We start from the raw sequence: 12,059 nt of genomic DNA, 5'->3' as shown, positions 1-12,059 counted from the left end.
AACGAAAAGGCTAGCCGATGCCAGGTGACGCGTCTACAGGGACGTTCCTGCAAGGACTGGAGCGCGGGCTCGCGGTGATCCGGGCGTTCTCCGCGGACACGCCGTCGCTGACGCTGAGCGAGGTGGCCCGCGACGTCGGGATCACCCCGGCGACCGCGCGGCGGATCCTGCTCACGCTCGAGCAACTCGGGTATGTGCGCAGCGACGGGCGCCGGTTCTCCCTCACGCCCCGGGTGCTCGCGCTCGGCTGGGCCTACCTGTCGTCCCTGGATCTGGGGGACATCGCCGGGCCGTTCATGGAGGAGTTGAGCGCGAAGACCCGCGAGTCGTGCTCGATCGCGACGCTGGACCTGCCGGACATCGTGTACGTCGCGCGCGTGCCGACCAGCCGGATCATGACCGTTGCCCTGGGCGTCGGAGCCCGCCTCCCGGCGTACGTGACGTCGATGGGGCGGGTGCTGCTGGCCGGACTAGCTGAGGACGAGTTGTCGGCGTACCTCTCGTCGTTCGAGGCAGAGGCGCTGACGGAGTACACGGTGACCTCGGTGGACGACCTGCGGGACGTGATCGCCAAGGCCGATGTCGACGGGTATGCCCTGGTGGACCAGGAGTTGGAGCTGGGGTTGCGGTCGATCGCAGTACCGATCAGGGACTCGCGCGGCCGGGCTGTCGCCGCCCTGAACGTTTCTGCGCACGCATCCCGCTCCACCCCGGACTCGTTGCGCGAAGATGTGCTGGAGCCGTTGCGAGAGTGCGCCGACCAGATCGGTACGGCGCTCCGCCGGCGGGGGCGGATCTGACCCGACCGTTGCCTCAGGAAACGTTTGATTCATCAACTGAAACGGCCAGTTCCGTTTATCTGACCGGGTAAAGAGGTAAGGCCTGGAGTGAGGGGTCCGCGACAGGCGGGTTCCCGCGGGAAAGAGCACCCCATGCCCGGGACCTGGTGGGCCGCCGTTGCCGCGCTGCTGGTGGCGGTGGCGATCATCGTCGCCGTCGTGGCCCAACACCGCCTGCGAGACGCGAGCGCCACCTTCGACACGATCGTCTCCGACGTCCAGGACCGCGGCCCTGCCCGCCCGCTCGCCCGGCGGCCCCGAGGATCCGGCGCGGTTTCCGGTGCTGGATCGGGCGCTGGATCGGGCGGTCGCCTCGGTGTGGGGTCAGGTGGGCGCTTCGGGGCTGAGTTGAGGCCTGCTGTCGGGCTGTCGGAGCCGGCGCCGGCCGAGTTCGACGCGGCTGATCTGACCACGGCAGACCTGATCTGGCTGTGCGATCTGCTCACCGCCCATCCCGAACTGGCCGCGGTCGCGGCTGCTGTGCACAACGGGCGGATCGACGTGGTGGCCGACGACGGACCGGACGCCGTGCGGAACTGGAGCACCGCGCTCGCCCCGATCTGCTCCGTCGTGGCCCTGCACAAGCCGTCGCCGCAGACGGGCGATGAAGACGTGCTGAAAGCGGGACGCTGCACCGTGCACCTCCGGCAGCCTGAATTGACCGGCCGCGCCGACGACGAGCAAGGCACCTTCCTCCTGCAAACCCTCGCAGACCAGCGCCTCCGCCGCCGCCGTCCCGACTACCAACGCCGCGGGACCGCCAGCTCCTGACCAAAGCCCACAGCTCGAGCGATCTGAGCGGTGGGGCTCTGGTCGGGAGGTGGAGGTCAGTCGGTTTGAGTGACCTTGCGGAGGCCTCGGGGGGCGTCGGGGTCGAGACCGAGTTTGCGGGCGAGGGCCTCGATCGCGCGCTGGGCCGGGATGATCAGCGCCAGCGGGGCCAGGGTCTCGGGTAGGTCCGGACCGGCCAGGTTCACGTCGCAGCGGGAGGCGAAGGTCGCGTCGCCGCCGATGCCGAGGATCTTGCTGCCCTTCTCCCGGACGATCGAGGCCAGTTCGGTCATCCCCGGCAGTGCGGGACCGTCCCCGGCCGCGACCAGGATGGTGACCAGGTCCGCGTCGACCACGGCGATCGGCCCGTGCTTCAGGTCGGCGTACGAGAGTCCGCGGACCGGTTGCAGGCAGGTCTCCTCCAGCTTGAGGGCGACCTCGAGCGTCGTACCGAAGGTGAGGCCACGGCCGCTGGACAGCACATCGTGCGCGCCGGCGAGCAGGTCCGCGGCGGCGTCGACCGAGCCCTCGAGCATCTGGGCGGCGGCCTCCGGGACGCGGGCGATATCGGCGTCGAGGGTGCCCGGTTTCTGCGCGAGCGCGTCGACCGCGACGGTGATCGCGGCGAGCTGCGTCGTGTAGGTCTTGGTCGCCGGGACCGCCAGTTCCTTGCCGGCCTGGGTGATCAGGGCGACGTCGGCGGTCGAGGCCAGCGGGCTGTTGCCGTCGTTGGTGATGCCGACGACCGCGGCGCCGTTGCGCTTGGCCCACTCGGCGGTGTCGACGATCTCCTGGGTCGCGCCGGACTGGCTGATCGCGACGACCAGCGAGTTGGACAGGTCCAGGTTCGCGCCGTACAGGGTGGCCACCGAGGGCGCGGCGAGTGAGGCCTGGCGGCCGGCATGGATCTCGGTCAGGTACCGCCCGTAGACGCCGGCGTTGTCGGAGGAGCCCCGGGCCACGAAGATCACGTGCCGGCGGCCCGCCGCCAGCCGGGTGATCTCGTGCCGCAGCGGCAGCACGTGCTCGAAGGTCGCGGCCAGCGCCGCGGGCTGCTCGGCGATCTCGCGCGCCATCTGGGTGGCGGGGGCGGGGACGGGCGTTGACACCACGACGATCACTGGTCCTATCTGGTCTTAACAGGTATGCTGCGCACGATAGCAGTGAGCGGCGCACCGGGGCACCCCTCGAAGCTCCGCCCAGGTCAGGAGGACCGAGTTTCGATGGTTGCGACGAAGCGGGCCCAGGTCCGATCGGTGCTGGAACGGCTGATCGACGTCGAGCTGCACCCGGGTGACCCGATCCCGTCCGAGCGTGCCCTGGTGGACAAGCTGAACGTGTCCCGGGTGACCGTCCGGCAGGCGATCAGCGACCTGGTCGAGTCCGGCGCGCTGGAACGCGTGCACGGCAAGGGGACCTTCGTCACCGGTCCCCAGGTCGATTCCCAGCTGCACCTCACGTCCTTCTCCCGCGAGATGCGGGCCCGCGGTCTCGAGCCGGGCACCGTGGTGCTCTCGGCGACCGAGATCGAGGCGTCCGACGAGACCGCCAAGGGTCTGCGGGTCCCGAAGGGCACCAAGGTGATCCGGGTCGAGCGGCTGCGCACCGCCGACGCCTCCCCGATGGCCTACGAGGTCGGCTTCTACCCGTCCGCGCTCTTCCCCGGCCTGCTCGGCCGTGAGCTCGGCACCCTGTACGACGTCTTCGCGAGCGAGTACGACGTCGTCGTCACCTCCGGTGAGCAGACCGTCCGGGCGGACAACGCCGACGGTCACGTCGCCCGGGTGCTCGGCGTGGCCCGGCGGGCACCCCTGCTGGTCCTCGAGCGCACCACCTTCGCCGGCCGCAAGGTCGTCGAGCTGTCCTGGTCGGCGTACCGGGCCGACCGCTACCGGTTGCACATGGCCCTGACACCCCGGGGCCCGCGATCAGGTTCGGCTTGAAGCAGCCGACCCGACTCAGCCGCCTGAACCCGGCCGCCCAGCGGGCGCCGGAGCCAGGTGGCCAGCAACAAACTGGACCGGTCCTGTTCATCAACTGGTCTGTTCAGCTGCCGTTCGCTCCCGGCCACCTGGCCGGCCCGGCAGCAGGCCCGCCGCGCACGACGAGGTGCGCGACGGTAATACTAAGTGGTGTGTCTCGCTCCTGGCTTGGCACTGGCGGCGCCCAGGCGGGCACCTCGCGGCGTTGGAGGAAAGGGCACGATGGAAAAGCATCGAGCCCTTCCCTCCGCCTTGCGAGCTACCCGCCTGGACACCGCCAGCACTCAAGCCAGGAGCGAGACACACCACTGGAGCTCAAACCCACATGAACTTTGCTGTGAGGAGTACCGCGAGACATGCCTATTGCCACCCCTGAGGTCTACGCCGAGATGCTGGACAAGGCGAAGCAGAACCAGTTCGCCTACCCGGCCATCAATGTCAGCTCCTCGCAGACGCTGATCGCCGCGCTGCGCGGCTTCGCCGAGGCCGGCTCGGACGGCATCGTCCAGGTCTCCACCGGCGGTGCGGAGTACCTGTCCGGCTCGACCGTGAAGGACATGGTCACCGGCTCGGTCGCGCTGGCGGCGTACGCGCACGAGGTCGCGAAGAACTACAACGTGAACATCGCGCTGCACACCGACCACTGCCCGAAGGACAAGCTGGACGGCTTCGTCCGGCCGCTGCTGGAGATCTCCGCCGAGCGCGTCGCGCGCGGCGAGAACCCGCTGTTCCAGTCGCACATGTGGGACGGTTCCGCGGTGCCGCTGGAGGAGAACCTCGAGATCGCCAAGGACCTGCTCGCCAAGGCCGCGGCCGCCAGGATCGTGCTGGAGATCGAGGTGGGCGTTGTCGGCGGCGAGGAGGACGGCGTCGCGAACGAGATCAACGACAAGCTGTACACCACCGTCGAGGACGGCCTGGCCACGGTCGAGGCGCTCGGCACCGGCGAGCACGGCCACTACCTGACCGCGCTCACCTTCGGCAACGTGCACGGCGTCTACAAGCCCGGCTCGGTCAAGCTGCGCCCCGAGATCCTGAAGGAGATCCAGGAGCAGGTCGGCGCCAAGGTCGGCAAGGAGCGCCCGTTCGACCTGGTCTTCCACGGCGGCTCCGGCTCGACGCTCGAGGAGATCCGCGCCGCGGTCGACTACGGCGTGGTCAAGATGAACATCGACACCGACACCCAGTACGCGTTCACCCGCCCGGCCGCCGGTCACATGTTCAGCAACTACGACGGCGTCCTCAAGGTCGACGGCGATGTCGGCAACAAGAAGGCCTACGACCCCCGCGCTTGGGGCAAGGCCGCCGAGCAAGGCATGGCCAACCGCGTAGTCGAGGCCTGCGAGCACCTCCGCTCCCAGGGCACCTCCCTCCTCGCCTGACCCGCAAACACCCCGAAGAACCCGTCGCACTCCGCGGCGGGTTCTTCTCTTTCCAAGGCTCTGGAGTGTTGAAAGCCCTGGAGTCTCAAGCTCTGAGGTCAGCTGGTCCGGGTGGTGCGGAAGGAGCGGCGGTAGGAGTCGGGTGGGACTCCGGCGATGCGTTTGAACTGGCGGCGCAGCGTGGTGGCGGTGCCCATGCCGGTGGCGACGGCGACTGCCTCGACGCTCTCGTCGGTGGCCTCCAGCAGTTCCTGGGCGCGGCGTACGCGCTGGGTGAGGAGCCACTGGAGCGGGGTCTGCCCGGTCACGGCGCGGAACTGCCGCCCGAGATTGCGCGGGCTCGTGTTCGCCCGCCGCGCCAGGTCCGTCACCGTCAACGGCTGGTCCAGCCGTTCCCGCGCCCAAGCGAGCAGGCTGGCCAGCATGTGGTCGCCCGACACCTGCATCGGCGTCGCCACGAACTGCGCCTGACCGCCCGGCCGATGCGGCGGCATCACGAGGCGACGGGCGACCGTGTTGGCGATGCCCGCGCCGTGGTCGAGATGGATCAGGTGGATGCAGAGATCGACGGCGGCGGCCTTCCCAGCAGCGGTGAGCACGCTGCCGTTGTCGGTGTACAGCACGTCCGGATCGACCACAGCCTGTGGATGACGGGCACTCAGCTCCGCGGTATGAGCCCAGTGAGTGGTGGCCCGCCGACCATCGAGCAGTCCCGCAGCACCGAGCGCGAACGCCCCGGTGCAAAGCGACGCAACCCGCGCACCCGCCTCGTGGGCAGCACGAACGGCTTCGACCAGTTCCGGTGGTGGCGGCTCGTCGATGTCCGCGCAGGCGGGCACGATCACGGTGTCGGCGCTGATGAGGCGTTCCAGCCCATGGTCGGGCTCGACCATGAACGGCCCGATCCGCACCGGTCCTGGCCCGCAGAGCAGGACGTCGTACCAGCCGTCCGTGACTTCCTGCGGGGGCGTGCGGAAGATCTCGTAGGCCACTGCCAGCTCGAAGTGCAGCAGATGACCGGCAGTCGCGAGCGCGACGGTATGCATGTCCGAAAGTGTACGCATGATGTCGTTCCGGACTATCACGGTGAGGTCCGCCGGACCGCGAGAGTTGACCCTCCAGAACAACGAGATCAGGGGAATCATGGGCACAGCGGACGCAGTAGTCGTCTACGGAGCGACGGGGCACACCGGACGCTTCATCGTCGCCGAACTGCTCGAGCGAGGCTTCACACCAATCCTTTCCGGGCGTGACGCAGCTCAGTTGGAGGTGCTGGCCAAGGAGTTGGGCGAGCTGGCGGTGCGGCCGGCCACGGTAGATGACCCGGCCTCCTTGGACCGGGCACTCGCAGGTGCGGTGGCCGTCATCAACTGTGCCGGGCCGTTCGCACTGACCGCAGGCCCCGTAGTCGAGGCAGCCCTGCGCGCGGGGATCCCGTACGTCGACGTCGCGGCAGAGATCGAGGCGAACCTCGCGATGTTCGCCGACCATGCGGAGGCAGCTCGGAAGGCAGGCATCCCGGTGCTGCCGGCGATGGCCTTCTACGGCGGATTGGGCGACCTGTTGGTGACCGCGACCATGGGGGAGTGGACCGCGGCCGACGTGGCGCACGTCGCGTACGGGTTGAGCAGTTGGCATCCCACGCCGGGCACTCGGACGGCGGGTCAGGTGTCGCATCAGCGTCGGGCGGGCCGTCGGGTGCGGTTCAAGGACGGCGCCCTGCAGTACCACGATGACAAGCCGAAAGAGCAGGACTGGGACTTCCCGGAGCCTTTGGGCCGGCGAGCGGTGATCGCGGAGTTCACTATGGCCGATGTCGTCACCGTTCCCAGCCATCTGGCCGTCCCCGAAGTCCGCACTTACATGGCCGTCGAGGCCGCGAGGGACCTTGCCAGCGAGGACACGCCGGCACCCGAGGCCGTCGACGCTCTGGGTCGTTCGGACCAGACATTCGTGGTCGACGTGATCGTCAGCGCAGGTGGCGTCGAGCGGCGAGCCACCGCCCGCGGCCAGGACATCTACGCGGTCACCGCACCACTGGCAGTGGAGGCCGTCCGTCGTATCCTGGCCGGCCAGACACGGACAACAGGTGTCGCCTCGGCTGGCGCCATCTTCGACGCGCCCGACTTCCTCCGCTCGCTGACTCCACATCTCTCGGTCGACCTTTCAGACTGACCCGCACACAAGAGGCGGCGGGTTAGGCGGGTGAAGGCTTGGAGGCATTGGTGGGCAGCCGGGACAAGGGAAACGGCCGGACGCCGGTACGGCGAGTTGCCCGGGTGAAGGCCGCACGGACTTGCGAGCTGACGGCGGCGGGCTGATCCAAGTCGGGCCAGGAGATCCAGCAGTACTCGAGCGGCGCGGGTGCAGCTGGTTCGCCAGGGTCGGGCGCGAAGGCCTGGGCGGCGGCGTCCTCCAAGGAGTCGTCAGGGTGCGGGCTCCAGAAGGGGATGCGCGGCTCGAACTCGACCACCGTGCGTTCGTCCGGGAACCAGAGGGACGAGCCCGAGAGGTCTGTGCCGAAGTCCCCTGTGGGCTCGGGCATCGGCGGTGGATCAGGCGAAGGGGCCGGGAGTTCGGCCTCGTGCAGGATCAACCGGAGCCGGGATTCGGCGACCGAGGCAGAGCCCGTCCCTGCCAGGGACGCGACCAGTCGAGCCCGCTCGACGCCTCGCTCCAGTTGGTTCGCCGCACGCTTCAGCGAGGCCGGCGTCGCCAGGCCCGCGTAGATCGCTGCCCCGGCCAGGGCTACCACTGGGGCGAGAGCCGAAGCGACCGATAGTTCGGCGATGGCGCGGGCGGCCGAGACCAGGCGCAGACCGTTCCAGGTGCGGACGCCTGGGCCGACCGGGTCACGGACGTGGCGGTGCACTCCATCGGAGTGCCAGCCGCACCGGCCTGTCCGGGCGGTGACATGGACGCGGTTCAGGTCGAAGCCCCAGAGCGGCAGCGCATGGAGTGCGGCGGCCGACTGGTGGCTGGCGATCAACCCGGGCTCGCCGGACCGCAGTACCTGGTAGAGGTGGCGGAGGTGCAGCATCTCGTCGTCGACGAGGGTGAGGGTCTGGTGCGGGGCATAGGTGCCCGGCCGGATCCGGCGCCAGCCGCCGGTGTCCAGCAGGGAGTCGATGTCCGGGTCGGGGTAACCACACGCGCGGGCGTCCGCACGGGTGAACACTCCGCCGCGGATGTGGGTCATCACGCTGAGTTGTGGGTTCACACCCAAGAAGATGCAGCGATCAGACCCTCAACCCGGAACGGACCTCAATCCTGTGGAAAGAGGGCAAGAAAAAAGCCCGTCATGTCTGTATGACGAGCTCGGCGCGGGTCGGTACCCAGGGTTGCCAGAGGAGGGGCATGTTGGCCTCGGCAGGCGTGCGATTGCCTTTCCGCTCATTGCACGAGGCATGCGCGGCGACCGCGTTCAGCCATTCTGTCCGCCCACCTCTGGATCTGGGCTGGACGTGGTCCATCGTGTCGGCGTTGTCCAGCCCGCAATAGGCACAGCGGAACTTGTCCCGTCTCAGCACGCCATGCTTGCTGTACTTCATCCGGCCCGCGGCGTAGCGCCAGTGAGTCACCACGTAGCGGACCAGCCGCAGTACGCGTGGCACCGGAAAAGGGCCGATGGTCCGTTCGCCGTGCGCCTCTTCGACCACTGCGACCTCGCGGACCAGCATCCGGATGGCGTGCTGGATCGACACGGTGTGCAGCGGCTCGTATGACGCGTTGAGGACGATCACGCTCATCCGGTGCCTCCTTCCGGCCGTAGCTGGGAACCACGGCGGTCTCGACGCAGGGTCTCAAGCATCCGTGGCCGTCCGGTGAACGGTCAACGGATTTCGCCAGACGGTCACGCGCCGGTTCGGCTGCGTGATCGGCGAAGATGTGCCTATGGAATTGAACAATCTGCTGTCAGGTCCACCCGAGACACTACTCCCCGTCGATCCCGCGGCCGCGGAACTCGCCGCCGGGGCCTCCGCGGTCGACACGGCGGCCAAATATCCGACCTCGTCGCTGGCCTGGTCCGAGTTGGCCGAGGCGGCCCTCGCGGAGGGTCGCACCATCGAGGCCTACGCCTACGCCCGGACCGGGTACCACCGCGGTCTGGACCTGCTCCGCCGCAACGGCTGGAAGGGTCACGGGCCGGTTCCGTGGGAGCACGAGCCGAACCGCGGCTTCCTGCGCTGCCTGGCCGTCCTGGGCAAGGCGGCGGCCATCATCGACGAGAAGGACGAGGCCGAGCGCTGCGCCACCTTCCTGCGCGACTCGTCCCCGACCGCCGCGGACGTCCTCAGCTGAAACCTGTTTGGTGAGGGCTGGGCCGACGGGCGATGATCCGTCGGTGACCAGCCCTTACGCGCAGGACGGATACCGCGTCGCGTTCGACTGGAGCCCGATCGGGGCGGCTGAGGTTCGTGGCGACCTGGTCGCGGTGGTGGACGTGCTGTCGTTCACCACGGCGGTCACGGTCGCCGTCGACGCGGGGATCGAGGTGCTGCCCTACCGGTGGCGTGACGACTCCGCGAGGACCTTCGCCGAGCAGCACGAAGCCGCGCTGGCTGTCGGGCGCGGTCAGGCAGGTGACGACGGGATCAGCCTCTCGCCTGTCACGATCAGGCGGGCCAGAGTCCGGCGCTTGGTGCTGCCGTCGCCCAACGGCTCCACGATCTGCCAGCAACTCAGCGACAGCGGATCCACTGTCCTGGCGGTCTCACTGCGCAATGCGGCAGCTGCTGCGGCCTGGGTCGCCACCAAGCTGGCAGAAGACCCGTCGCTGACCGTAGTGGCAATCGCTGCGGGGGAGAGGTGGAAGGACGGGTCCCTGCGACCGGCCGTGGAAGACCTGTGGGGCGCGGGTGCGTTCCTGGCCGCACTGGCCGACAGTGGCGCCGGGCCGCTGTCCCCGGAGGCCCGAGCCGCAGCAGCCGCGTACAGGGATGTCGCGGGTGAGTTGCCGACGCTGTTGCACGACTGCGCGGGTGGTCGCGAGCTGACGCAGTACGGATTCCCGGAGGATGTGGCGATCGCTGCGGAGGTGAACAGCAGCCGCCTGGTATCAATTCTTCAGGGCGGCGTGTTCAAGCCAGTAGAGTGATTCAGTCACCCGAACCCGAGGTACTGCCCGGTGACATAGCCGGCAGGCGGCGTGCGTCCCCGCTTCCTGCCGAAAATGGACGGTTGTAGGCGGCAAGACGGACCGGCGAAGCAGGGCGCCCGCGGTCAGATCACCGCCCCACCGGGCAGCGGAAGGTATCACCGTGCCGGCTCTCACCGGACGGATTCGCACGCCCAAACAGCAGAGCGGCTATCGCACCGCCCTGCGCACTCCCGGAGCGTGGAAGTTCTATCTGGCCGCTGCGCCCGCTCGCATCGGCATCGCGATGACCGGTCTCGGCATCGTCTGGCTGATCCACGGAGCCACAGGCTCGTACGCCGCTGCGGGCACGGTGACGGGTGGCTTCGCCGTCGCCGAGGCCATCGGTGGTCCGCAGGTCGCCCGGCTGATCGACCGCTTCGGCCAGACCCGCATGCTGCCGCTCACGTTGCTCCTCCACACGGGCGCAGCGGCCCTCCTGATCGGCCTGGCCGTCTCCTCGGCGCCCCTGTGGATGCTGGTTGGGGCTGGAGTGCTTGCAGGTGGTTCACTGCCGCAGATCGGAGCACAGACCGCGGCTCGTTGGTCGCACGCGCTTCGCGGCAGCCCGGTGCTGTCGTCCGCCTTCGCACTGGAGTCTCTGGGGACAGGACTCGCATTCCTGGTCGGCCCAGCCCTTATCGGAACCGTCAGCGCACTCGTCTCACCAGTAGTCGGTTCCGGGCTCGCAACCATCTTGGTCGTAGCCGGTGGGCTGTCCCTCTCACTACAACGCCGTACTGCGCCTCCGCCGGGTGCACGGGTCTCCCGGAAGAAGCGGGTGCGCCTGATGCGCCCGGGGTTCCTCGCCCTGGTTGGTACGAGCATCGGCGTCGGGCTGTTCTTCGGCGCCATGCAGGTTTCGGTGACCGCTTTCGCTGTAGGCCGGGGGACAGGCGAACTGGCCGGCCCGCTCTACAGCGTGACGAGTCTGGTCAGCCTGCTGGTCGGATTCGCCTATGGTGCAAGGCGTTGGCGGCTGCCGGCTCCTACCCAGTTGGTGCTTGCACTGGGCTCGCTGTTCGTACTTTCCCTGCCGCTGTTGACCGTGGACCAACCACTCGCGCTCGGCATCGCCCTGGCGCTACCCGGTGCCGCGCTGGCGCCGTACATGGTGTTGTCGTCTGTGCTGACCGAGTCGCGCGTCGCCCCAGCAGTACTGACGCAGGCCTTCACGTGGCTCAACTCGGGCACCGCCGCCGGGATCGCCGCGGGTGCGGGGATCACCGGCCGCGTAGTCGATGCCCACAGCCCTCACTGGGGCTTCGGGCTGGCCGTGCTCGCCACACTTGTGGCGAGCGCGATGGGTGTCGTCGTCCGGAGCTCAGGACCCGCGCACCGGCCTCCGCATGAGAACCCAACCGAGCAGGGCGAAGAGCACCATCCACACCGTGATCACCAGGCGGCCGACCACGAACGGGCCGAGGATGCCGGGCGTGAGCGGCACGAATACGTAGATGCCGAGCACTAGCGGCAGATACCGCTGCCAGCCGGACCAGACCCTGGCCCGCAGTACGGCGATCCCCGCGATGATGAGGAAGACGCCGATCGCGATCGACGTCACGCCGTACCAGAGGTCGAGGGTGTCGGTGCGAGGACTCGGGTAGAGCGAGTCCCTGGCGCTGATCGCGGCCAGTTCGACCGCGGCCAGCCCGAGCATCGCGAGCATGCTGCCTCCGACGCCGATCCGGCCGAGCCCCGAACGGCCGGCGGCGCCGGAGGTCAACAACCCCGCCAGGAGGATGGCCAGGCAGACATGCTGGACGAAAAACACCGTCTGGGCGATGGTGAAACCCGTTGCGGTGAAGGGATAGCTGTACCGGCCGTCGTCGACCGCGGCCGGATAGGCGATCAGGAAGAGCCCGGACGCGGCACCCACCAGCCCGGCCCAGAATCCGATGGCGCCCAAACGTCGGCTGGTGACCGCGTCCGCCGGGCGAAGTCTTGC

Annotated in this window: 12 protein-coding genes; 8 read left to right on the top strand and 4 right to left on the bottom strand. The window is 69.0% G+C overall.

From position 1 onward, the window contains the following. Window positions 1-17: 17 nt before the first annotated feature. Window positions 18-800: an IclR family transcriptional regulator domain-containing protein gene (locus EV644_RS28060; protein ID WP_132191953.1), complete on the top strand. Its 783-nt coding sequence runs from the start codon at window positions 18-20 to the stop codon at window positions 798-800. Between the two features lie 132 nt (window positions 801-932). Then, the gene (locus EV644_RS28055; protein ID WP_132191952.1) at window positions 933-1,610 is read left to right on the top strand and encodes a hypothetical protein; all 678 of its coding nucleotides are present in this window, start codon (window positions 933-935) and stop codon (window positions 1,608-1,610) included. A 56-nt stretch (window positions 1,611-1,666) separates the two neighbouring features. Here the strand turns inward: EV644_RS28055 and EV644_RS28050 are convergent, their stop codons facing one another. After that, window positions 1,667-2,722 carry an SIS domain-containing protein gene (locus EV644_RS28050; RefSeq protein ID WP_241998905.1) on the bottom strand — a complete coding sequence of 352 codons (1,056 nt, stop codon included), beginning with the start codon at window positions 2,720-2,722 and terminating at the stop codon, window positions 1,667-1,669. Window positions 2,723-2,833: 111 nt separating this feature from the next. Here EV644_RS28050 and EV644_RS28045 point away from each other — a divergent pair, with 111 nt between their 5' ends. Together EV644_RS28045 and fbaA are read left to right on the top strand one after the other, a co-directional pair. Next, entirely contained in the window at window positions 2,834-3,553 is a 720-nt protein-coding gene (locus EV644_RS28045; protein WP_132191951.1) for a GntR family transcriptional regulator, read from the top strand. A gap of 395 nt (window positions 3,554-3,948) precedes the next feature. Next, window positions 3,949-4,974: a class II fructose-bisphosphate aldolase gene (gene fbaA / locus EV644_RS28040; RefSeq protein ID WP_132191950.1), complete on the top strand. Its 1,026-nt coding sequence runs from the start codon at window positions 3,949-3,951 to the stop codon at window positions 4,972-4,974. Window positions 4,975-5,072: 98 nt separating this feature from the next. Here fbaA and EV644_RS28035 read toward each other — a convergent pair whose 3' ends face one another. Continuing rightward, window positions 5,073-6,020: a helix-turn-helix domain-containing protein gene (locus EV644_RS28035; protein ID WP_132191949.1), complete on the bottom strand. Its 948-nt coding sequence runs from the start codon at window positions 6,018-6,020 to the stop codon at window positions 5,073-5,075. 97 nt (window positions 6,021-6,117) lie between these two features. On the opposite strand from EV644_RS28035, the gene EV644_RS28030 reads away from it, so the two are divergent. Beyond that, window positions 6,118-7,149 carry a saccharopine dehydrogenase family protein gene (locus tag EV644_RS28030; RefSeq protein WP_132191948.1) on the top strand — a complete coding sequence of 344 codons (1,032 nt, stop codon included), beginning with the start codon at window positions 6,118-6,120 and terminating at the stop codon, window positions 7,147-7,149. Between the two features lie 22 nt (window positions 7,150-7,171). Here the strand turns inward: EV644_RS28030 and EV644_RS28025 are convergent, their stop codons facing one another. Together EV644_RS28025 and EV644_RS28020 are read right to left on the bottom strand one after the other, a co-directional pair. After that, window positions 7,172-8,194, bottom strand: a complete 1,023-nt coding sequence (locus EV644_RS28025; RefSeq protein ID WP_241998903.1) for a type IV toxin-antitoxin system AbiEi family antitoxin domain-containing protein — start codon at window positions 8,192-8,194, stop codon at window positions 7,172-7,174. Between the two features lie 79 nt (window positions 8,195-8,273). Next, window positions 8,274-8,723: an HNH endonuclease gene (locus EV644_RS28020; protein WP_132191947.1), complete on the bottom strand. Its 450-nt coding sequence runs from the start codon at window positions 8,721-8,723 to the stop codon at window positions 8,274-8,276. A 145-nt stretch (window positions 8,724-8,868) separates the two neighbouring features. On the opposite strand from EV644_RS28020, the gene EV644_RS28015 reads away from it, so the two are divergent. From EV644_RS28015 to EV644_RS28005, 3 genes are all read left to right on the top strand, one after another. Then, on the top strand, window positions 8,869-9,276 hold the full coding sequence (locus EV644_RS28015; RefSeq protein ID WP_132191946.1) for a DUF3151 domain-containing protein: 408 nt from the start codon (window positions 8,869-8,871) through the stop codon (window positions 9,274-9,276). 43 nt (window positions 9,277-9,319) lie between these two features. Next, window positions 9,320-10,072 carry a 2-phosphosulfolactate phosphatase gene (locus tag EV644_RS28010; protein ID WP_132191945.1) on the top strand — a complete coding sequence of 251 codons (753 nt, stop codon included), beginning with the start codon at window positions 9,320-9,322 and terminating at the stop codon, window positions 10,070-10,072. A 163-nt stretch (window positions 10,073-10,235) separates the two neighbouring features. Beyond that, on the top strand, window positions 10,236-11,582 hold the full coding sequence (locus tag EV644_RS28005) for an MFS transporter (protein WP_132191944.1): 1,347 nt from the start codon (window positions 10,236-10,238) through the stop codon (window positions 11,580-11,582). Window positions 11,583-12,059 lie beyond the last annotated feature (477 nt).

It is taken from the genome of Kribbella orskensis (assembly GCF_004342085.1).
Taxonomy (GTDB): domain Bacteria; phylum Actinomycetota; class Actinomycetes; order Propionibacteriales; family Kribbellaceae; genus Kribbella; species Kribbella orskensis.
This window is presented reverse-complemented; position numbering and strand designations above follow the sequence as displayed.